Origin of the sequence: Hassallia byssoidea VB512170, from assembly GCF_000817785.2 — a bacterium.
Taxonomy (GTDB): Bacteria; Cyanobacteriota; Cyanobacteriia; order Cyanobacteriales; family Nostocaceae; genus Hassallia; species Hassallia carrinoi.
In genome coordinates, this window is sequence record NZ_JTCM02000052.1 from 1 (window position 1) to 23,260 (window position 23,260).

Annotated in this window: 16 protein-coding genes and 1 pseudogene; 10 read left to right on the forward strand and 7 right to left on the reverse strand. The window is 42.4% G+C overall.

Annotated features, from left to right (window positions below; genetic code table 11):
- Nucleotides 1–345: 345 nt before the first annotated feature.
- From PI95_RS20490 to PI95_RS20500, 3 genes are all read right to left on the reverse strand, one after another.
- Nucleotides 346–861, reverse strand: a complete 516-nt coding sequence (locus PI95_RS20490) for a hypothetical protein (RefSeq protein WP_039752555.1) — start codon at nt 859–861, stop codon at nt 346–348.
- A gap of 259 nt (nt 862–1,120) precedes the next feature.
- On the reverse strand, nt 1,121–2,005 hold the full coding sequence (locus PI95_RS20495; RefSeq protein ID WP_039752554.1) for a UTP--glucose-1-phosphate uridylyltransferase: 885 nt from the start codon (nt 2,003–2,005) through the stop codon (nt 1,121–1,123).
- The gene (locus PI95_RS20500; protein WP_039752553.1) at nt 1,986–3,026 is read right to left on the reverse strand and encodes a mevalonate kinase family protein; all 1,041 of its coding nucleotides are present in this window, start codon (nt 3,024–3,026) and stop codon (nt 1,986–1,988) included. Before PI95_RS20500 ends, PI95_RS20495 begins: the two co-directional genes overlap by 20 nt.
- A 67-nt stretch (nt 3,027–3,093) precedes the next feature.
- Here PI95_RS20500 and PI95_RS20505 point away from each other — a divergent pair, with 67 nt between their 5' ends.
- Complete coding sequence (locus PI95_RS20505) at nt 3,094–3,969, forward strand: GNAT family N-acetyltransferase (protein WP_201280537.1); 876 nt, start codon at nt 3,094–3,096, stop codon at nt 3,967–3,969.
- 436 nt (nt 3,970–4,405) lie between these two features.
- Here the strand turns inward: PI95_RS20505 and leuS are convergent, their stop codons facing one another.
- On the reverse strand, nt 4,406–6,961 hold the full coding sequence (gene leuS / locus PI95_RS20510; RefSeq protein WP_039752552.1) for a leucine--tRNA ligase: 2,556 nt from the start codon (nt 6,959–6,961) through the stop codon (nt 4,406–4,408).
- 266 nt (nt 6,962–7,227) lie between these two features.
- Here leuS and PI95_RS37220 point away from each other — a divergent pair.
- The 6 genes and pseudogenes from PI95_RS37220 to PI95_RS20535 all read left to right on the forward strand — a co-directional run bounded on the left by PI95_RS37220 (nt 7,228) and on the right by PI95_RS20535 (nt 14,169).
- Nucleotides 7,228–7,568 (forward strand): annotated as a pseudogene (locus PI95_RS37220) (Rpn family recombination-promoting nuclease/putative transposase).
- A gap of 1 nt (nt 7,569) precedes the next feature.
- Nucleotides 7,570–8,034 (forward strand): Rpn family recombination-promoting nuclease/putative transposase, encoded by a 465-nt coding sequence (locus PI95_RS37225; protein ID WP_373695713.1) that lies wholly within the window; start codon nt 7,570–7,572, stop codon nt 8,032–8,034.
- A gap of 92 nt (nt 8,035–8,126) precedes the next feature.
- Entirely contained in the window at nt 8,127–8,696 is a 570-nt protein-coding gene (locus tag PI95_RS20520) for a hypothetical protein (RefSeq protein WP_039752550.1), read from the forward strand.
- Between the two features lie 75 nt (nt 8,697–8,771).
- Nucleotides 8,772–9,161, forward strand: coding sequence for a C6orf136 family protein (locus tag PI95_RS20525; protein WP_039752549.1), 390 nt, complete (start codon nt 8,772–8,774; stop codon nt 9,159–9,161).
- A gap of 42 nt (nt 9,162–9,203) precedes the next feature.
- Nucleotides 9,204–10,394, forward strand: coding sequence for a TRC40/GET3/ArsA family transport-energizing ATPase (locus PI95_RS20530; RefSeq protein ID WP_039752548.1), 1,191 nt, complete (start codon nt 9,204–9,206; stop codon nt 10,392–10,394).
- Between the two features lie 472 nt (nt 10,395–10,866).
- Entirely contained in the window at nt 10,867–14,169 is a 3,303-nt protein-coding gene (locus tag PI95_RS20535) for a GAF domain-containing protein (RefSeq protein WP_039752547.1), read from the forward strand.
- Here the strand turns inward: PI95_RS20535 and dnaN are convergent.
- The 3 genes from dnaN to PI95_RS20550 form a co-directional block, all read right to left on the reverse strand.
- Nucleotides 14,166–15,332, reverse strand: coding sequence for a DNA polymerase III subunit beta (dnaN, locus tag PI95_RS20540; protein ID WP_039752546.1), 1,167 nt, complete (start codon nt 15,330–15,332; stop codon nt 14,166–14,168). The two genes, PI95_RS20535 and dnaN, sit on opposite strands and share 4 nt — an antisense overlap.
- A 200-nt stretch (nt 15,333–15,532) precedes the next feature.
- The gene (locus PI95_RS20545; protein ID WP_039752545.1) at nt 15,533–16,975 is read right to left on the reverse strand and encodes an RtcB family protein; all 1,443 of its coding nucleotides are present in this window, start codon (nt 16,973–16,975) and stop codon (nt 15,533–15,535) included.
- 429 nt (nt 16,976–17,404) lie between these two features.
- Nucleotides 17,405–17,821, reverse strand: a complete 417-nt coding sequence (locus PI95_RS20550; RefSeq protein ID WP_039752544.1) for a MerR family DNA-binding protein — start codon at nt 17,819–17,821, stop codon at nt 17,405–17,407.
- A gap of 433 nt (nt 17,822–18,254) precedes the next feature.
- Here PI95_RS20550 and PI95_RS20555 point away from each other — a divergent pair, with 433 nt between their 5' ends.
- The 3 genes from PI95_RS20555 (at nt 18,255) to PI95_RS20565 (ending at nt 23,244) form a co-directional block, all read left to right on the forward strand.
- On the forward strand, nt 18,255–20,603 hold the full coding sequence (locus tag PI95_RS20555; protein ID WP_163519046.1) for a heavy metal translocating P-type ATPase: 2,349 nt from the start codon (nt 18,255–18,257) through the stop codon (nt 20,601–20,603).
- Nucleotides 20,604–21,309: 706 nt separating this feature from the next.
- Complete coding sequence (locus PI95_RS20560) at nt 21,310–22,101, forward strand: hypothetical protein (RefSeq protein WP_052325733.1); 792 nt, start codon at nt 21,310–21,312, stop codon at nt 22,099–22,101.
- Nucleotides 22,102–22,158: 57 nt separating this feature from the next.
- Nucleotides 22,159–23,244 carry an aromatic ring-hydroxylating dioxygenase subunit alpha gene (locus PI95_RS20565; RefSeq protein ID WP_039752543.1) on the forward strand — a complete coding sequence of 362 codons (1,086 nt, stop codon included), beginning with the start codon at nt 22,159–22,161 and terminating at the stop codon, nt 23,242–23,244.
- Nucleotides 23,245–23,260 lie beyond the last annotated feature (16 nt).

Here is a 23,260-nt window from a genome sequence, read left to right on the forward strand (position 1 = left end):
TAACTTCCGCCCCACCTTTGGCGACTTGGCGCTCAGTTGGTGTCGGTGGATATTTGGGTCAACTACTCCCGGAAGCAAACAAACGCTCTGGGGATTCGTAGTAAGCGCTCTTTGCGCTTAAAAACACGTTATGTCCTGACTACAAATCATTCTTTTAAACTTGAGAAATTATACTTCCGATAAATCCGACTTTTCACTCTTATGTGGAAAAGACAAAAGCACCTAAAAACTCCAACCATACATAGTTGGCATTGAGGCGGGGATCTAGGCTCAATGCCTAAGTGTTGCTGACGGCAGCACTGACTCCTACCTTCTAGAATAATTATTTTATTCTTTGGAAGTTCCTTAATCCTTGATCGGCACCCTGAGCATGAGCGCACCCACCCAGTCCGATGTGGGACCGACAGGGAAATTGGTGTGGCAGAGCGAACACTCCGCCCTGAAGTTACTGAGGGGGATCGAGCGTCGATAGTACCATTGATTATTCACGCGCTGAACGGAGGTGTATGCCTGCCCCGCGAGTGCCAGCGCGTTTGCCTGACGCTCGAAGTTGTCGCTGGGGCGATCGTTTTCCTCGAGCGGGTCAACAGTGCCGACCAGCCGCATATCCTTGTTGCGATCGTTAAATATCAGCGAGATGGACTGCTTGCCTTGCTCGACGTTATCCACCGTAGTCTCGTCGAACTCCTGCGTCAACGCCGCCAACAACGTGTTAAGCATGAGATCGCTCGTCTGTTGGGCAATCGCAATCTGCTGACTCGCGGGTGGATTGTCAGAACCACGGGCAATTGCCGTGAGACCGAACCCGATGACGAGCACCAGCACAAAAATCCCGTAGCTGACTAGCTTTTTTAGACGCATTCTCTTACTCCTTTGGTTTTGTATTGTTCCTGACTGAGCAACTTTGCATCACGCATAGAACTTTTTCAGCAAAGCCGCAGCCTATGCAGACAACCGCAACTCAGCCGTCGGCAACGTATAATACAATACCACCTTTTAGTTCACGGGAGCCTAAATAATCTATAGTAAGCCGCTAGAATTTGGCGATCGCCACGCAACGCTAGACTTTTAACTTGAATTTCCACATCCCGTAAAAAGCCAGCTGATAAATTCGTCAAAGCTATAAATTCCTAAAATCAATCATCGTCTGCAAATAAGCATCTGGCAACCCAGTATCAAAACACTTCCCATTAACAACATAACCTGACATCCTCTCCTTCTTTTGCAACTTATCCAAACAAGTTGTTAACTGAAACTCACCCTTTAACCGCACATTATTTTTAATATCTTCCGCCAAACAATCAAAAATTGTTGGTGTGAGTGCATACAACCCAAATATACATAAAAACTCATCATCTGCCATCCCTTCCACATGCAGATGCTGACGTGCATACTCAATACTGGGTTTTTCCGATATTTGTGTAACCGAAAGTATCGTATCCTCTTCCCAAACGCCTGTAACACAGCCAAGTTTATGCAATAACTCTGCTGGCATTGTCGTCAATCCTACCACATTCTGATTGACTTGCTCGTAAACATCTAAAACTTGACTAGCACAAGATTTGTCAATATTTGATTTATAAATGTGGTCGCCTAACATCAACAGAAACGGCTCATCTTTCACCCAATCTTTTGCAGAATATACTGCATGACCGTAGCCTTCTTGTTTATCTTGGATTAAAATAGTAATTCTATCACCCAAATCTACCAAATATTTGCTGTATTCCTGATTTTGCGGTGAAAGCTTTTCAAAAAGTTCTGCTTTGGGTGGTCTTTTAAATAAAGTTTTAAAAGTTTTCTTATCCTCTGGTTGCACCACAATTGCAACTTCTTCGATTCCCGCAGTAATCGCTTCTTCAATAATCGCTAAAATTACAGGCTTTGCCCTACCATCTTTATCAATAATCGGGAAAAGTTCTTTTTTCACAACTTTGGTAGCCGGAAATAAACGAGTACCAAAACCAGCCGCCGGAATTACAGCTTTTCTAACTTTCTTTTTTTGCATAAATAGTTAGTGGCAAACATTGCATTTGCGGAAAGTCACGCTCAATTATTTCTATAACTTTTTGTTGACTTTCCTTATCTTTGACAATAAATTGTGCAGTACCATCGCCTTGTGAACCAACGCCCTTTCCACCATAAATGTAAGGTTGAATTGCTTGATAATTAAGAAGTTGGTGCAAGACAATAGCCGTTAACTGTTGGGGACAAGCGGGTATGAGATACTTGTCAAATTCGGCTTGTGCTTGTTTCATCAAAAAACCAATTTGTTCAGCATCGCCTTTTTGCAAAGCATCAATTGCCGCTTGGGTAATTTTATAACTAATTTCACCTAGATATTTTTGCACATTCGCGCTTACTTCGGTCGTGGCGAAGGGATAACACTCATTCAGCTTGCGAAGAATTTCTTGGGTATTTTTAGCCGCACCGAGGTCTACAATGACAAAAAATAAATCCTGGGGAGTATTAAGCTCGATGATATCAGTATCAGTGCCATCAAATATCATCGTAATTGGGCGATCGCCATAAGCGCAAGCCTGATCCATCCGTCCACAACGCGAAGGCGTCGTAATTTCCCCCAGATAAGCAAACTCCATCTCACCGCGTTGCGTCATTTTTAAGTTATACACTTGATTAAACGCCCTCGCTACCAATACGCAAATTGCCGCACTTGAAGATAATCCTTTTTTAATCGGCAAATCTGTAAAATAATTATCAATTTCTATTCCACCCACATGAAAGTGTGTCAGCAATTGGTAGGCAACCCCAGCAGCATAACTGAAAAAACCACCGTTTTTCGCTTCAGTCAGCAAAACCTGCTTTTCCATCGGTATTAGCGTTTTCTCTGTAGATGTGCGTAGGACTAGCGAATCTGGGTGAGGCTTCACTTCGGCATAAATTCCTTGATTCGTGCCTACAAGCAGCGTACAGCCCGCTTTCAGTTGCGGATTGATGCGGCGATAACCTCCAGCCCAATCACTGTGTTCACCAAACAAACACAAGCGTCCCGGAACAAAAATTTTCATTGCTTTTCCACCCTGGAATATGCAAAACTTGCTGTGTAGTGTATGTAGTACATTGAGCAAGTTTCTTATGAATCAGTATCGCTTTCAAAGGTCATTTGCTGAAGATAAATTAAGCGATCGCCTTTTTAACTTATTAGAAATCGTCTTCCCGGAAATCAAAATTAGCGACGCCGCGCAAGTTGGTAGAATGCTTGGTGCATCCTGGGAATCTGCTTCTACTCCCTTCATCCGCTTGCATGATGACGTAGCAATTAGCCATGTCGGAGTGTTAGAAATCCCGATGCAACTGATGGGACAAAATATCATCGCTGGGGGAATCCACGCAGTCTGTACCCATCCGGAATATCGCCGGCGCGGTTATTACCGGGAAATTATGAAAGAAGTGCTTGATTATTGTAACAGTCGTTACGATACGCTTGTTTTAACAACAGCACAACCAGAGTTATATCAACCTTTTGGCTTTCGCGTTGTTAAAGAACACATTTTCATCGCCAAATCTGACTCAGTAGGTAGTCAAGGTTTTCGCTTAATTGATACTTCCGATCCTAATGACGTGAAATTGCTACACCGACTGTTAGAAACACGCGAACCTGTGTCTAACATCGTTGGCATAGTCAATGAGAAGGCTGTATTCTGCGTCAATGAGGGAAGAAACCCCCTATACTATGCCCCAGACTTGGATGTTATCATTTGCATGGAAATAAAAGATACACAACTTCAGCTTTTCGATGTGGTTGGCACGAGAATCTGTACTTTAGCTGAGATTCTTGAAAGAATTAACATACGCATTCAAGAAGTTGCGATCTACTTCAGCCCAGATTGCCTCAATGCCGATGTGCAAGCATTATCTCACATCCTCGATGGAGATTCTCTGCTGATGGTTCGCGGCAACTTTGCGGCAGAGGGTGAGAAATTCATGCTACCGCGTTCTGCACGTTGTTGATTGTCGATGTGCGATCGCTAACCATCAAATAAAATACTTATTATGTTTTTATACCTATAACCCAAATCATCTACAGTTCTGCTTCGTCTTGTTTATCACCCTAAATGATAAGTCATGTGAGATAAACAAGTGTCAGTTAAGAAACTGTCACTCACCAGAATCCCGTCTTGACCGCAAAAGAGATATTCTTAGTAGTGCAAGGAGTGATACCACTTCATAATATGTTTGCTACAGGTTATCTTCGCAATCCTCCTAAGTTAGGGGGTATTGCTGGTTCCAAATGTTGCATCAAACAAGTGGGTTGGTATACAGTTATACGGCAAAGCGCTTGAGTGAGCAAAACTCTCAAGCGCTTGTTCGTGTTTGTATAAAATAATTAAAGCCCGGTTTCTTTAAGAAACCGGGCTTCTAGGTCTTGGCTTCTAGGTCTTTAAATTTACCCAATGACGAAGTTTACCAACTTTCCAGGCACCACAATCACCTTTTTAATTTCCTTACCCTCAATGTAACGCTGGGCAATTTCCGATTCACGCGCATATTTTTCCAAAGCTGCTTTATCAGCTTGCTGAGGCACTTGAATTGCCCCGCGAGTTTTGCCCATAATTTGAATCACTAAAGTAATTTCATCAGCAACCAAAGCAGTAGGGTCAAATTTCAGCCAAGGTTGAGTGTGAACTGAATCACTATTGCCCAACAAATGCCACAATTCCTCAGTAATATGTGGTGCAAAAGGTGCCAGCAACATCACCAAAGTTTGAATACCTTCAGCATAAATTGGTGAATCTTTACAGCTAGCATCAGCTAAAGCATTACTCAACTTCATCAATTCGGAAATAGCAGTATTAAATTGATAATCTCCCTCCAAATCTTCCGTAACTTCCTTAATCGCAGTATGAATTGCCCGTCTCAATTCCTTCTCAGCCTTACTTAATTCCCCCGTCGTAGTGACGCGATTCATCGCGTCCCTATTATCAACAGATACAACCAAACGCCAAACTCGATTCAAAAACCGAAATTGACCTTCAACATCAGCATCTTCCCATTCCAAATCTTTTTCTGGGGGTGCTTTAAACAAGATAAACATGCGTGCAGTATCCGCACCATACTTCGCCAAAACTTCTTCAGGATCGATGCCATTATATTTCGACTTAGACATCTTTTCATAAAAGATTTGTAGCGTTTCCCCCGTTTCTGGATCTCTCGGATTTGCTATTTCAACTTGTGCTGATGGGATATACTTTCCTGTAACGGGATTTTTGTAAGTTAAACCTTGCACCATACCTTGAGTCAACAAACGTTGAAAGGGTTCATCGAAATTCAACAAACCGCGATCGCGCAATACTTTAGTAAAGAACCGCGAATATAACAAGTGCAAAATCGCGTGTTCAATTCCACCCACATATTGATCCACCGACATCCAATCATTCGTCTTCGCTGGATCGAAAACCTGCTGTTCATTCTTCGCATCAGGATACCGCAAGAAATACCACGAGGAATCAATAAAAGTATCCATCGTGTCAGTTTCTCGCTTTGCGGGAGTGCCGCAACTCGGACAAGGCACATTGACAAAAGATTCCAACTGTGCTAATGGGGAACCACCGCGCCCGCTAAATTCTACATCTTCCGGCAACTGTACTGGTAAATCTTCATCTGGTACTGGCACCGTCCCACAATTGGGACAGTGAATTACTGGTATCGGTGCCCCCCAGTAACGCTGCCGGGAAATCAACCAATCCCGCAAGCGATATTGTACCCGCGCTTTACCAAAATTTTGTTTTTCCGCGTATTCAACGATCGCACTCTTGCCTTCACCAGATGCCATACCATCAAAGTCACCAGAATTAATCATAATTCCCGGTTCTGTATATGCTTGTGATGTTTCTTGTTCGCCATTTTCTGGTACAATCACCACCTTGATAGATAAATTCTGTTCTTTGGCAAACTTGAAATCCCGGACATCGTGTGCCGGTACACCCATCACTGCCCCGGTACCATATTCATACAGTACATAATCGGCAATCCAGATGGGAATTTCTTCGTTGGTAAAGGGGTTAATTGCTTTACCACCAGTGGGGATACCCCGCTTCGGTTTATCTTCAGCCGTGCGTTCCAACTCGCTTTGGTTGGTAACTTCTTTGACAAATGCATCCACTGCTGCTTGCTGTTCGGGTGTGGTAACGCGCTTTGTTAAAGGATGTTCCGGTGCCAACACTACGTAAGTAACGCCATAAATCGTATCTGGACGGGTGGTGTAGACGCCGATTTTCTCATCCATCCCGACGATGGGAAATTCTAAGTACGCACCTGTGGATTTACCAATCCAGTTTGCTTGCATCAACTTGACGCGATCGGGCCAGCCTGGTAATTTATCTAAGTCATTTAATAATTCTTCCGCGTAGTCGGTAATCTTCAAAAACCATTGCCGCAACAACTTGCGTTCGACTTTGGCACCGCTACGCCAAGAATTTCCTTCGCTATCAACTTGTTCGTTTGCCAGTACAGTTTGGTCTATGGGGTCCCAGTTAACAGCAGCTTCTTTTTGGTACGCTAACCCCGCTTTGAGAAATTGCAAGAAAATCCACTGCGTCCACTTATAATAATCAGGGGAACATGTAGCTACTTCGCGTTCCCAGTCGATTGACAAACCCAGACGCTGCAATTGCTGCCGCATCTGAGCGATATTTTGATACGTCCACTTTGCCGGTGGAACACCTCTATCGATGGCGGCGTTTTCTGCTGGCAAGCCGAATGCATCCCATCCCATCGGATGCAGTACCCGATAACCTTGCATCCGTTTGAGGCGGGCAATCACATCAGTAATCGTATAATTACGGACGTGACCCATGTGCAGGCTGCCCGATGGATAGGGGAACATGGATAAAGCGTAGAATTTTGGCTTGTCGCTGTTTGTAGGTGTTTTGTCTAAGCCTGATTCAGTCCATGTTTTTTGCCATTTTTCCTCAATTTCTGCTGGGTTATATCGGAACTCCACAATGAAAACTCCTAAAAGTATGCGATCGCTTGTTTGACGCTATTGTGGCATACTAAGACAGTTAGCTGACGGCTTGGGAAATAAACCGTTTTCTGGTGTGTGTCAAAGAGTACTGGTGTAGACGAGCGATCGGCACTATAAAGGCACCTATAAAATCGAAGATTTCTTTTCTTGTAGCTGCCTTAAGTATGCCAGGTGGCGATCGCTCTTCGTTATAAAGCTTTTCAGTAAGCTATAATCAGCAGCTTTCGGTACGCGAAATCACAGTGAAAACAGACAGCATTTTCTATAGCTTATTTCAAACATTTCCTAGCATCTTCTTTGAACTAATTAACAAATCCCCAGCGGAAGCTGTTGGCTATGAATTCACCTCTTGCGAAGTCAAACAACTTGCCTTTCGTCTTGACGGTTTATTTTTACCAACCAGCAACGAGTCAGAAAAACCCTTCTATGTGGTTGAAGTTCAGTTTCAAGCCGATGAGGATCTATATTACCGTTTGAATTATTCCTCTACTTGCGGCAATACAAACCTGTATCACCTTGGCAAGTTGTAGTTATTTATCCCACTCGCGGTATAGAAAGACAACAAGCTTCACAGGAAGAGTGAAATGTTAGCTATAAATCGAGTAAGACGCATTTATTTAGATGAGTTAGGAGAAGTTGCAGAAACCTCGCTTGGTGTTGGTGTTGTTAAACTTGTTATTGAGGCTGAGGAAACCGCACCACAATTAGCAAGACGTTTAATCGACCAAGCAAAACAACAATTAACTGATGAAGTTAGTAAGCGTGACCTCATCAACTTAATTGAGACAATCATTGTCTATAAATTACCAAAAAAGAGCCGCGAGGAGATTGAAGCAATGTTAGGTTTAAGTGAGTTGAAACAAACTAAAGTCTATCAAGAAGCCTTAGAAGAAGGTAAACAGCAAGGTTTAGAAGAAGGTAAGCAGCAAAACAAGTTAGAAACAATACCGCGAATGGTAGAGTTTGGGTTGAGTTTGGATGCGATCGCCCAATTGTTAGATTTACCTTTAGAAGTAGTTCAGCAGGCAGTACAGCAGACTGATAGATAGATTTTTCTAGTTATTTTTGCCTCTAAGTACTTAGTTCGTTATCGCCTGGAACCGCAAAACGCTACCCTAGAGGCTAAAGAGAAGAAAAAACTATGAAATTAGATGAAATAGCGGTAACGCTGGCAGACTTATTTGGTGAAGCAGCTGTTGCTGCGATCGCACAGGGATCTTGGCAAGTAGAAACTTCTGGTTTTCGGCTATTGGTGCTAGTTAGCGAAGATAATACATGGGTGCGAGTGTTGCTGCCAATTGTGCCAATACAAGAAGCTCAACCTTTATTAGAACAGTTGTTAGAAGCGAATTTTGACGAGACTCAAGAAGTACGCTACGCAGTGTATGAAGGGGTAGTGTGGGGAGTATTTCAGCATAATAGTGACACTTTGGTAAGTGCGGATTTAAAGAGTGCGATCGCCCGACTAATATCTTTACATCAAGCTGGTTTAGATGATGTCTTCAATCGGCTAATTGAAAATCGCATTCGACAAATTATCCTAGCAGCAAAACAGCAAGGACAATCTCTACAAACTACTATGCAAACTTTAGACCGCTTTTATGCTGAAGGATTGTTAGGTGAAATAGAACAAACTCCAGAAGCGCAGTCAGAAGTTCTAGCTGCTTGGCAACGTCAGTTAGAACGTCTTTGGAATGAAGTAGAACCGTAAACAATTCACGCATTCGCTCATTCCGAGTTTTCCTAAATGCTTGAAGCATTTTTCATGTGCAACAGATGATTCATTATGGATATTATTCAAATCCTCAAAGAAGACTATCAAAGATTTCCGGCAAATCAAACTTACAGCATCTACGCTGAAGATGTTTATTTTCAAGATCCGCTGAACAAATTTCGTGGTGTCAAGCTATACAAACTGATGATTAAATTCATCGAGACTTTCTTTTTAAATCCGAAAATGGATTTACACGATATTCAACAAGAAGCAGACACAATTAAAATGAAGTGGACACTCAACTGGAATACACCTCTACCGTGGAAACCACACATCTCTATCCCTGGCTGGAGTGAGTTACGCCTCAACTCTGATAATCTGATTGTTTCTCACATCGATTATTGGAATTGTTCGCGTTTAGACGTGGTAAAGCAGCATTTATTTCCGTTAAAAAGTCGATAATGTAAATAAATGTAAAAAATCCTCAGCTAGGACAAATCATCCATGCGTGTAATTTTGATGACAGGCAAAGGTGGTGTAGGCAAAACCTCCGTTGCCGCAGCTACTGGACTGCGTTGTGCAGAACTAGGCTATCGCACACTTGTTTTGAGTACAGATCCGGCACATTCCTTGGCAGACAGTTTTGATTTAGAACTCGAACATGCACCGCGACAAATTCGCCCAAATTTGTGGGGTGCGGAACTCGATGCGCTGATAGAACTAGAGTCAAACTGGGGTGCCGTCAAACGCTACATAACCCAAGTTTTGCAAGCGCGGGGTTTGGATGGGGTACAAGCCGAAGAATTAGCAATTTTACCAGGCATGGATGAGATTTTTGGCTTGGTAAGGATGAAACGCCATTACGACGAAGGCGAGTATGATGTTTTGATTATTGACTCAGCCCCCACCGGTACAGCATTACGTCTGTTGAGTTTACCAGAAATCAGCGGCTGGTATATGCGCCGATTTTACAAACCGTTTCAAAACATCTCTGTCGCACTTAGACCTTTAGTTGAACCTCTTTTTAGACCGATCGCTGGTTTTTCTTTGCCAGATAAAGAGGTGATGGACGCACCCTATGAATTTTATGAGCAAATTGAAGCTTTAGAAAAAGTATTAACTGATAATACTCAAACTTCAGTGCGGCTGATTACCAATCCAGAAAAGATGGTGATTAAAGAGTCTCTCCGCGCTCATGCTTATTTGAGTTTGTATAATGTGGCAACGGATTTAATTATAGCTAATCGCATCATTCCCAACGAAGTACAAGATCCATTTTTCCAGCGTTGGAAAGAAAATCAGCAGCAATATCGCCAAGAAATTCATGATAACTTCCTTCCTCTGCCTGTGAAAGAAGCACCGCTTTTTTCTGAGGAACTTTGCGGTTTAGCAGCGTTAGAAAGATTGAAGGAAACGCTGTACAAAGATGAAGATCCAACTCAAGTTTATTACAAAGAAACGACTATTAGAGTAGTGCAAGATAATAATCAATACAGTTTGGAACTTTATTTACCTGGAATTCCCAAAAGCCAGGTTCAACTTAGTAAAAGTGGAGACGAATTAAACATCACAATTGGCAATCATCGCCGTAATTTAGTATTACCGCAAGCTTTGGCAGCATTGCAACCATCTGGCGCAAAGATGGAAGATGATTATCTGAAAATTCGCTTTGCTGACGCAGCGAGAATTAGTTAGTAGAGACGTTCCGCCGGAACGTCTGTACAATAGGGAGGAGCGAAGTTAGGAGTTAGAATTACTGATTTTTTTGCTTTATCAGAACTTCTAACTCTCTTAACCAATAGATGATTATAAGGCAATTAAAATAGGTAAGCTTTAAATAAGATATAGGTTTTTTATAGGGGCACAACATTGTTGTGTCATTAATCATTCAAGGAAATAAAGAAGAAACAATAAATCATAATATAGGAATCGTAGATGATTTCTGTTCAGATTCCCGACTTCTTAAATAAATCGGGAATCTAACTTTTGACGCTCTTTCGTTCAAAGTATATCTAATATTTGTACTGTGGATATTAGTGATTTTATATTAATAATTTGCCACATTTATGTAAATATAATCAGTGATTTTGCTGAGGACTAAATCAGTTATGAAAGAAGACAATAATTATATTTTCTAAAGATTATCTTAATAATTTTAATAAAAGCAATGACCTCTACCACAGAACAAGACTTGCGTGTAAGTCGAAATCAAGAAAATTTGCTGCGTCGCATAACAAACCGTATTCGTCTGACGCTAGAACTGCAAGATATTCTCATAGCGACAGTGGGGGAGGTGCGTTCATTTCTCGGCACAGATCGAGTGATGATTTATAAATTTAATGTCGATAGTAGCGGTCAGGTCATTGCTGAATCGATAAACGATCGCTCGTTACCATCTTTGTTAGGGCTTAATTTTCCCGCTTCGGATATTCCGCCTGATGCACGGGAATTATTTATTAAATCACGAGTGCGATCGCTTGTAAATGTGGACGAGGGCAAAATTGGTCAAAGTTTTGCGTGTGACACCCAAACCAAAGAAATTATATCTGAAGATTTTCGTTATCGTCCTGTAGACCCCTGTCATGTTGAATATTTGACGGCAATGGGTGTACAGTCATCTCTGGTAGTGCCGATTCTAGAATCGGAAAAACTCTGGGGACTGTTGGTATCTCACCACTCGCAACCGCTTTGTGTTGGCAAAGATGAACTGGAAGTGCTACAAATTGTGGTAGAGCAGCTAGAGATAGCGATCGCTCACAGTACTCTTTTGACTTTAGCGCACAGAAAAGCTGAACGAGAAGCGATCGTTAGCCGCATTGCTACATTATTGCATTCACTGCCGACAATTGTATTACAGCCAGCTTTAGAAGCAGCCATTGTTGCTTTTGGGGGTTCTGGTGGCAGACTTTGTATTAGAAATGAAGCTTTTAATTATCAAAATCGCAGCTTCAGAAGTTTCGCGGAATGTTTGATACCTGGAAGCGATGCTGTCAAACTTTATATCAGCGGACAGCAACCTGCAATACCAGAACAAACAATATATCCATTGATGGAACAATATAGCGTCTGGCAGGAACACTACAATCGTAACTATGATGTTTGGGCTATTTCAGATATATATCAAACTCCAAATTTACGAAGTTTACAAGCTGCTTTTCAACCAACCAAAATTCGCAGCATCTTGATGATTCCGCTTTATTATCGTCAGCAATTACTTGGCTATTTAAGTATTTTTAGAGACGAAATAGACACAGAAACTTTGTGGGCTGGTCAATATGATAGTGACAAGCGGCAACTTTACCCGCGTATATCATTTGATATTTGGCGTGAATTTAAAAAAGCACAGGCTCGGAAATGGACGTTTGAAGAGATTGAACTGGCTGAAGAAATCGGCAAACATTTTGCCTCGGCATGTCAGCAGTATGAATTATACCAACAAGTACAAGCCTTTAATAGCGACTTAGAAAATCAAGTTAAAAAGCGCACCGTTGAACTGCGACGGACAAGTCAACAGCAACAAGCTGTGTTCAAAGTCATTGCCAAAATTCGTGAGTCTCTTGACACCGATATTATTTTTCAAACAACTACTAAAGAGGTTTGTCAACTCTTAAAAGTTGATCGTGTTTCTGTTTATCGCTTTGATTCTGATTGGGGTGGTGAATTTGTCGGTGATTTTGAAGCTGCTAGTCCCAACTGGTTGAATGATGAGTACAAACTAGGTATTAATACTGTTTGGAACGACACTTACTTACAAGATACACAGGGAGGACGCTACCGCAACAATGAAACATTTGCAGTAGATGACATCTACAAGATGGGTTTTGCTCAGTGTCATATCGACAATCTAGAGCAGTTTCAGATTCACGCTTTTGTGCTTGCTCCGATCTTTGTCGGGCAAAAACTTTGGGGTTTGCTAGCAACTTATCAACACTCTGGACCTCGGCAATGGCAAGATATTGAAGTTGATTTCTTCAGTCAGATTGCTGCCCAAATCGGGGTCGCACTCCAGCAAGCTGAATTACTCAAGCAAACACAACAGCAGACATTGAATTTGCAACAAGCAGCAGAACAACAACAGGTATTATTTGAAGTTGTTGCCAAGATTCGGGAATCTCTCAGCTTGGATGCGATATTTCAAACGACTACCCAAGTAGTTTGTCAATCACTACAAACGGATCGAGTTGCAGTCTATCGCTTTAACGCTGATTGGAGCGGTCAGTTTCTTGCCGAGTTTGTTGGTGAGAATTGGGTCAAATTAATTACTCCCCAGATAAACATGGTGTGGGAAGATAGTTATTTGCAAGAAACACAAGGTGGAAGGTATCGCCAGAATCAAACATTTGCAGTAAACGACATCTATCAGGCTGGTCACTCTGACTGTCACTTTGCTGTTTTGGAACAATTTCAGGTAAAAGCATATGCGATCGCTCCCATATTCATAGGGCAACAACTCTGGGGTTTGCTGGCAGCTTATCAAAATTCTGCACCCAGGCACTGGGAAGCTTCGGAAATCAAATTTTTAGCTCAGATTGCGGTGCAGCTTGGGGTAGCGCTCCAGCAAGCTGAGTTGCTTGCCCAAACCAAGCATCAAGCAGAACAACTCGCTCAAGCGCTAGAAGAATTACAACAAACTCAAACCCAATTAATCCAAACCGAGAAAATGTCCAGTTTAGGACAATTGGTGGCTGGTGTGGCACACGAGATTAACAACCCCATAAACTTTATTTATGGCAACCTCGGTCCTGTGTGTGAATACGCTAACGATTTACTTAGTATGCTAGCTCTTTATCAGCAGCAGTATCCGAACCCCAGCCGTGAGATTTGCAATCTAGCTGAAGATATAGACTTAGAATTTATTGCCGAAGATTTGCCCAAAATACTGTCGTCGTTGAAACTAGGAAGCGATCGCATCCGTCAGATTGTCCTATCTTTACGGAATTTCTCCAGGCTTGACGAAGCCCAGATGAAGCAAGTTGACATTCACCAAGGTATTGATAGCACGTTACTGATTTTACAGCATCGTTTAAAACCAACGCCAAACAGTCGCGCTATTGAGGTAGTTAAAGAATACGGCAACCTACCTTTAGTAGAATGCTATGCCGGACAATTAAATCAGGTGTTTATGAATGTTTTGAGTAATGCGATTGATGCTTTAGAAGAGTCATTAGAAAAAAACCCCGGACTTTTAAGCGATCGCCCCCAAATTCGGATTAGTACCGAAGTTATAAACAATCATCAAGTGGTGATTCGCATCTTAGATAATGGTTCCGGAATGCCCGAAGACATCAAAAAGCGAATATTTGATCCGTTTTTTACCACCAAGCCAGTAGGAAAGGGTACTGGCTTAGGTCTATCAATTAGTTACCAAATTGTGGTAGACAAACACGGTGGTGTCTTCAAATGTAATTCGCTACCTGATGGTACGGAATTTTCAATTCAAATTCCGATTACACCTATTCAGCACTTTTAACTTCTTAATTGCACCGGCATTGCTAAATAAGTCATCTTTAAACCGCTTAGTGGTGTAAAAATCACTGGAGTGAGATTTCCATTTAACTGCATTTGAATTTCTTGAGATGGCAAAGCTTTTAAGCCTTCCATTAAATATTTGACGTTAAAGGCAATATCTATATCTTCTCCTGATATTTGTGCCGGCATCGATTCAATAGCGCTACCCACATCTTGAGATTCTACAGATAAGGTAATTTCCCCTGCATCGCCGTCCATGCTGATTTTGACGATATTATTTTTTTGATCGGCTAAGACAGCAATTCGCTCTAAGGTGCTAACTAATTGTCTGCGATCGAGCGTTAATTGTCGTTCAAATTGACGAGGAATAAGTAACCGATAAGCGGGATATTGTCCTTCTAAAATTCGGCTTGTTAAGCGTTGATTTTGCCATTGAAAGACAATTTGACCTTGATCGAAGTATAAGGCTACAGTTTCTTCTTCAGAGGAACTATGAGCCAACATCCGCTCTAGTTCCCGCATGGCTCTGTTTGGTACAGTTACTTCTAGTTGATTTTCACTGCTAGCAATAGGACTTTCGTTAACTGTTTCTACAACTGCTAAACGATGTCCATCTGTCGCTGCAAATTCTAGCGCGTCTTGTTTAAGTGTTAAATGCACGCCGGTAAGCACTTGCTTAGTTTCATCGCTACTGGTTGCAAATAAACAACCGCGCAATCCTTCAATTAATGCAGTGGTGGTAAGATGAATTGCTTCAATATTTTCGATTACGGGTAGTTCCGGATACTCTTCGGCTCCCATTGCTCGCAGCTGATAACGTCCACTTTTGGGTGTGAGTGTAACAATTATACCTTCGCCGCCTGGGGTTTCGGCGGTACTTGCAGATTCATCTTCTAAGGTGATTTCTCCTTCGGGAAGACGAGAGGTAATATCAACGAGTAGTCTAGCAGGAAGTGCGATCGCTCCGGATTGCACAACTTCAGCGCTAAAGCTGGTGCGGATACCCAAACTGAGATCGAAGGCTGTTAAACTTACAGAGTTAGTTTGAGCATCCGCTTGCAGTAGCACGTTAGCAAGTACCGGATGAGTTGGACGTGATGGAACTGCACGGCTAACGAGTGAGAGGTTGGTACTGAGGTCGCTTTGGGCGCAAACTAATTTCATGGTCTGGTCTAGCTGGTGAAGAAATATGCTAGCATCATTGTTGCCAAGAATGTGACTGTGTAGGTAGGCGAAAACAAATATAAGATAGCGTAGGGTGCGTTATGCTTTGCTAACGCACCATTTCAGGCGTTAGCGGTGCGTTAGGCAGGAGCCGTAACGCACCCTACAACTATCAAAGCCTACGCTGTTGGGCTAACGCTTTAAGCTTTAAAGGTCAAAACCGGACTCAAACGCGCCACAATATCGACCATTTTCGCTTCTACTTGCACATCAATCACTGACTGAATCGATTTGTAAGCCGCAGGTGCTTCCTCAATTCTGCGTTCTTCGCGCAGAGTGATGCAGTCTACCCCGGTTAATCTCAGTTCTGACTCACTTTGCGATGCACCTTGGCGAGTCAGGTCAAAACGGCTACGCACTCTTCCCGCGCCATGTGAAGCGGAATTGCAAAAGGCTGGATTTCCTCTACCTACCATCAGATAAGAATAATCACCCATTGAACCTGGGATAATTACAGGTTGTCCTGCATAAGCGGGACAAGCACCTTTGCGAGTTATCCAAGAACCGGGTTCCTTTGGTAAGGTGATGTTATGCGGTAAGTCATAAACTAACGGTGCTTCTACATCTTTGTAAACTTCTCGCAAACGCAGACGTAATAGTTCTGCTAACATCAAGCGATTGATGAAACCATAGTTAGCAGCTGTTGCCTCAGCTTGCAAATAACTAGCAACTAATTCGGGGTGGGAATGCACAGAAAGCGGAAAAATGTGCGAGTCAGGATACTTCAGACCTTTTTGCCAAGCGGCTTTAGTTTTATCTCGCCACATTCCACCGATGTATTTACCCACATTGCGAGAACCTGAATGAATCATAAATGCAAGCTGTCCTTCTCGCACTCGCCAAGCGTGGGCGATCGCACGATTTTCAACTTTATCAATCCGCTGCACTTCTACAAAGTGATTTCCGCCACCAATTGTAGCTAATCCGCCATCGCGCACCAGTCCTTCATCGGGTACAAGTTCTTCGGGTGCAAGTTTTGAATTTCCATCCATTGAACCATCTAAGAAAATGCGTTGGCTTTCTTGGGCGATTTGCTGCAAATTAGATTTGACAAAGCTGCCTGTAGGTGCATCCAACATCGCATCTAACCAACCGGGAACTCCGTATTCAAACATGGCGCGGGATGTTTTTGCTGTCATGGTGACATCGCGGGTTCCGAAGAAGTAATCACCTTTCATCAATTCGACAAAGGAATCCCGTTTCGCTAAAAATTCATCGATTGTCAAATCGGCGACATGCAAACGCATCCCACAATTGATGTCACTCCCGACAGCCGCAGGAATAATTTGACCTTCAGTTTCTACCACTGAACCAATGGCAATCCCCGCATCACCAGGGTGAAAGTCAGGTGTAGCACAGGCACGGCAAACGCAACCGCCTGCGGGGTGGCGAACGCTTGCGAGATTCGCTAGCTGCTTGAGTGCTTTCGCTTCTACGGGTAAACCTTCTGGCAGCACCACTTGTGCTACAGGCACATCCGAATTATCACGTAAACGAATTGAATAAGTTTTGTTGTTGTAAGTTACATTCAAACCCTGTCGCGCTAAAGCACGCAGGAGACGCTTAAGATTTTTTGGCTGCATGAATACTCCAATGTAAGTCTTATAAAAGACTTTTGGTTGTGAAGAGATTGGGGAGACTTGGGTTCAGCAGCCGCGTCTCAAGTAATGTAATTCGGTTCCCGGAGTTTTGGGGAAGACGAATTATAGATGAAGTCTTAGTAAAGTTATCAATAACCTTTTTAACACATATTTCTCTCAAGTGACAAGTATTGCGGCTGTTCCTGAAGCAAGTTTCACTTTTGGGTTATTAGCTTTTGGGGCTTTAGGTGGAGTGACGCTAAAGCGCAAATTAAACACAATTAAGTAAGTGAGCGAAATTAAACGTAAAATATCGTAGTGAGCGGTTTACCGCTCAAAGCTTCGGTTTTAACGGCTAAAGCCGTTACTACGTTAAGGAACGTTTATTTATGCCCATCTACTTAGTTAATATTTGAGGTTTTCACTTGCCAATCAAGTTTTCTCAATCAACGGACAAATTGTATCTTCTGGCTTGATTGGCAAACTTTCCCATCCTGATAGTACTCCTTTTAATTCGCCTCGCAGAGTTAACAATTGTTCTATCTGGTGGTCAATGTCTAATATTTTATCTTCTAGCTTTTCTTGAATGCGATCGCACGCTGGTTTCCCACCATCATATACTTTCAAGATTTCGCCAATTTCTTCTAGACTCAGCCCCAGTTTTTGAGCGCGTTTAATAAATGACAACCGAGTAAGTACATCTGCGGAAAATTGCCGAAAGTTTCCCTCGGTTCGTCCTGATGACTTGAGTAAACCGAGACTTTCGTAATAGCGAATCGTCCTTATCGGGACTTGGCTTTTGGCTGTTACCTGACCAATTAACAGCAGTTGATTATCTTTAGTTAACACGATAGATTTCTCAACTCACACTACAGATAGATAAAAATCAAGCTAAAACCTGATACTAAAATTGACCTTCCTCAGATCCCCGACTTCTTAAAGAAGTCGGGGATCTTGTTTTTTCATAATTGCTTGACTCTCCACCTTACTAGAGATTTTAGAATAGTTTTAGTGAAGCTGACATAAAGAGTGTACTTTAATTCAGTTTAACGTACTCAGGACTTACGCAAGATGACCAAAAAACGAACCACGTTCGCCCTTGGCGTCTCCGTTGGCGCAGCCTCTCCGATAGGAGAAGGAGAAGACACGAAGGACACGAAGTAATAAGAGTTTGAGAGGTATTTTGCGTAAGTCCTAGTACTGAAATAATCGGAATCATGATACATGCGTAAATGCCTTTCTATCCTGCGACTTAGGCATTTGTAATTTGGAATTGTTGAATATGGATATTCTCACACTGAAACTTAGAGGCATGAGTTGTGCCTCTTGCGCTAAAAGAATCGAAAAAACGATTCTCTCTGTTACAGGTGTAAGTGAATGTAGCGTCAACTTTGGTGCAGAACAAGCTGTAGTTAAATATAATCCCCGCAAAACTAATTTAAATAAAATTCAATCAACTGTAGAGGCAGCGGGATACTCGGCTTATTCTCTAGAAGATGAAGACATGATGACTGGGGAAGATGACGCCGAAAAAGCTGTTCGTCTTGCGGAATTACGCAACTTGAAAATTAAACTAGCAGTTGCAGCAGTAATTAGTATTTTACTGATTATTGGTTCGCTGCCAATGATGATTGGCGTACATTTACCTTTCATTCCTGCATCATTGCATAATCCTTGGTTGCAATTAATTTTAACTACACCTGTACAATTTTGGTGCGGTTATAAGTTCTATATAAATAGCTGGAAAGCTTTGAAAAGCCGTTCAGCGACGATGGACACGCTAATTGTTTTGGGTACAAGTGCAGCTTATTTCTATTCTTTACTTGCTACTATTTTTCCTGCCTTTTTTGTAAATCAAGGCTTGATGCCAGAGGTTTACTATGAAACAGCAGCGGTAGTTATTACCTTAATATCTTTAGGAAAGTTGTTAGAAAGTCGCGCTAGGGGACAAACTTCTGAGGCAATTCGCCAACTTATCGGCTTGCAAGCTAGAGATGCGAGAGTAATTCGCGGTGGCAAGGAAATTGATATTCCCATTCAAGAAGTGAGAATTGATGATATAATTTTGGTGCGTCCGGGTGAGAAAATTCCGGTTGATGGTGAAGTGATTGAAGGCAATTCTACAGTTGATGAATCGATGGTGACTGGCGAAAGTTTGCCTAATAAAAAAGTACCAGGTGATGAGGTAATTGGAGCGACAATTAATAAGACAGGTAGCTTTAAATTCCGGGCAACACGAATTGGGAAAGATACGTTTTTAGCGCAAATTGTTCAACTGGTACAACAAGCGCAAGGAAGTAGCGCACCAATTCAAAGATTAGCAGATCAAGTGACTGGATGGTTTGTACCAGCAGTGATTAGTATTGCTGTTGTTACTTTTATTGTTTGGTTTAGTGTCACACGCAATTTGAGTTTATCTTTAATTACTACCGTTGGTGTGTTGATTATCGCTTGTCCTTGTGCTTTGGGTTTGGCTACACCAACTTCTGTGATGGTGGGAACTGGGAAAGGTGCAGAAAATGGCATCTTAATTAAGGATGCAACCAGCTTAGAAATGGCACACAAAATTAAAATGATTGTGCTGGATAAAACCGGGACTTTGACTGAGGGGAAACCGACTGTTACTGACTTTGTAACTGTTAATGGTACTGCGAATAATAATGAAATGAAGCTTTTGCAGTTAGTCGCAGCGGTGGAACGTAATTCTGAACATCCTTTGGCTGAGGCTATTGTGAATTATACGCGATCGCAACAAGTCAATTTTCCCGAAGCTAAAGATTTTCAAGCTTTTGCCGGTAGCGGTGTCCAAGGTGTTGTGAAAAATCAGCTAGTACAAATCGGTACACAACGCTGGTTGGAAGAATTAAGTATTAATACAAGTTATTTTCAGCAGTACAAAGCCACCTGGGAAGCTGCTGGTAAAACAGTCGTCTGGATTGCTGTTGAAGGCAAAATAGAAGGGTTGATGGGCATTGCGGATGCCTTAAAACCTTCATCACAAGATGCGGTGAAAGCACTACAAAAGATGGGTTTAGAAGTAGTGATGCTTACCGGAGATAATCGACAAACCGCAGAAGCGATCGCTTCTCAAGTTAATATCAATAACATCTTTGCCCAAGTTCGACCCGATGAAAAAGTGGCGGTGATTAAGTCGCTGCAAGGGGGGAGGGGGAGAGACAAGGAGACAAGGAGACAAGGAGACAAGGAGACAAGGAGAAATAAAAACTTCTCATTCCCCACTCCCCACTCCCCACTCCCCACTCCCCACTCTCTCGTAGCGATGGTGGGTGATGGTATTAATGATGCGCCGGCGTTAGCACAAGCTGATGTGGGGTTTGCGATTGGGACGGGAACAGATATAGCGATCGCTGCTAGTGACATTACTTTAATTTCCGGAGATTTGCAAGGCATTGTCACGGCGATTAAACTTAGTCGTGCTACCATCCGCAATATCCGGCAAAATCTCTTCTTTGCTTTTATCTACAACGTTGCGGGTATTCCAATCGCTGCTGGGGTTTTCTATCCTATCTTCGGATGGTTACTTAACCCAATTATTGCTGGGGGCGCAATGGCTTTTAGTTCTGTGTTTGTGGTGACAAACGCTTTACGTTTGCGGAATTTTCATAATTAATCCTAGAAGTGAAAAAATGCGCCCTCACCCTGGAAGGGTAGACGGCAGTCGCCTCAAACTCCTCCACCCCCGCACGGCGCTGCCTCGGCTAAACGAACAAAGCCTACGCAGGTAGGCTTTTTAAACTTGAAGTCCGCGCAGGCGGACTTTGTTCGTGTAGCCTCAGGCTTCCAGCCTGTAGGCGACGTATCAAACACTCGTCAAAGAGTATAAAAGACTCTCTGACGAGTATAAAAGACTCTCTGACGAGTATAAAAGACTCTCTGACGAGTATAAAAGACTCTCTGACGAGTATCAAAGACTCTCTGACGAGTATAAAAGACTCTCTGACGAGTATAAAAGACTCTCTGACGAGTATCAAAGACTCTCTGACGAGTATAAAAGACTCTTTCACGAGTATAAAAGACTCTCTGACGAGTATAAAAGACTCTTTCACGAGTATCAAAGACTCTCTGACGAGTATAAAAGACTCTTTCACGAGTATCAAAGACTCTTTCACGAGTATCAAAGCCTCATGAAACTATATTCACCAGCCTTTTTCCAAAGCCTGACATCTGTTTTAACACTACAGATCGGCAACTGGGGACTGCGGATCGAGGACTGAGAAAGAAAGACAGATCAGTTTCTGACACAGAACTTTATAATCACATCAAACAAATGATTACAGTTCATATAATGGAACGACAAAATTTGTTTGAATGAAGTAATGAAAAGCCGACTGGTTCACACTGAGGATTTATCACCAGAAGATAAGGAAGCTATGTACTCGCTACTTAGCACTTATTTTGAAGGTGTAAAGCGAGATGTTTTTGAGACAGACTTAAGTCAGAAAAACTGGGTAATTCTGCTCAAAGATGAAAAAACAAATCGGCTGCAAGGTTTTTCTACTCTGTTGATGTATAACACAGAGTTTCAGGGTGAAAAATTAAGTGTAGTCTATTCTGGGGACACGATAATGGACCCTAGCGGGTGGTCGAGTTCTGCGCTTTCTCGCTGTTGGATAACTTCGGTAAACCAGCTTCGGCGAGATTATGCTCAGGGTAGACTATATTGGCTGCTCATTTCTGGGGGATATCGTACCTATCGTTTTCTGCCGATTTTCTGGCGGGAGTTTTATCCGCGATATGATGCAGTTACACCAGTTTATATTTCCTCGTTGATCGAGTTTCTTGCAGGCGATCGCTTTGGCGACTATTATGACACAAAAGCGGGAATAGTCCGCTTTCCTCATCCCCATGTGCTGCGAGACTGTCTGCGGGGAATTCCTCAAGAAAGACTGCAAGATCCTCACATCCGCTTTTTTGAGCAATGTAACCCAGGTCATCTCCAAGGCGCCGAACTCGTTTGCTTAACAGAGATTTGTGAAGAAAACCTGACAGATGCGGGTAAGCGAATGTGGTTCGCTAATTCTCCTATGAAGCAGCAGCAACAGTTTTCAGCAGAATGGGGGTTGGAAAAAAATACTCACAAAGCAAAACCTGCGATCGCAACATTTTAAGGGCTATTAAATTGGGAATTATATATCAGCTGCTTCACCAGAAGTGAAAACCTCAACATGAATATCAACTCGCAGATTTTTAGCGCAAGAAGCCAAAAAAAGACTTTCAATAACCCACAGCGCTTTATCGAGGGGTGGTATTGGGTATTACCCTCGCGCAATTTAAGTCAGGGTGAGGTAAAAGCTGTCACAGTTCTCGGTCGCGAACTAGTTATTTACCGAGGTCAAGACAAAAGAGTAATTACCTTTGATGCCTACTGTCCGCATATGGGTGCCCATTTAGCGGAAGGTAAAGTTGAGGGTAATGAATTGCGCTGTTTTTTCCACAACTGGAAGTTTGATGCTGAGGGTATTTGTGTTGACATCCCTTGTTTAGAAGAACCGCTGCCGATGAAGTTGAAATCTTGGCACACAGCTGAGAAATACGGGATGATTTGGGTTTGGACTGGGGAAACTCCGCACCACCCGTTACCTTTTGTCCCGGAGTTGGAGGACGAAGAATGTCACAGCGCTTTAGGTTCTCGCTTCATCAAAAATTGTCATCCCAACGTGGTGATGATTAATGCAATTGACGCTCAACACTTCAATACAGTTCACAATCTACCATTAGAAATTGTCTTCGAGAAAGACGAACTGAATGAGAATGCAATTACCTTCAGCAATACTACACGGGGGGGTGAAGATTCGTTTTTTATTAAGTTGATTCGTCCTTTCTACAAAAACGCCGTTACTTACAGCATGTGTTATTGGTACGGTAGCACCGGTACAGTTACAGTTGGACCCGACTTTTTGCATTTCCACATCATGTTTACCCTGCGTATGACCGAACAAGGAAAAGCCGAAGGTCAAACTTTGTTCATTACGAAAAAACGTAAAGGTATTTTCGGTTGGTTATTTAACTCAATTGTGCTATCACTTACAAAGATGGTGGGTGACTACTTTGCTAAAGGTGATACTAAGATTTTCCAAACAATTAAGTTTGAGATGAGAACCCCGATTAAGGCAGATCAATCGATTATGCAGTTTATCAATCATGTGGAAAGACAGAAAGCTTTATCTTGGGAAACTTGGCTAGATGCGCGATCGCGTGACATAGAAAGTAGCGATCGCTCAAAATGGCGAGACGATATGACTAGTGATTAATGAAACAACTTAGCGA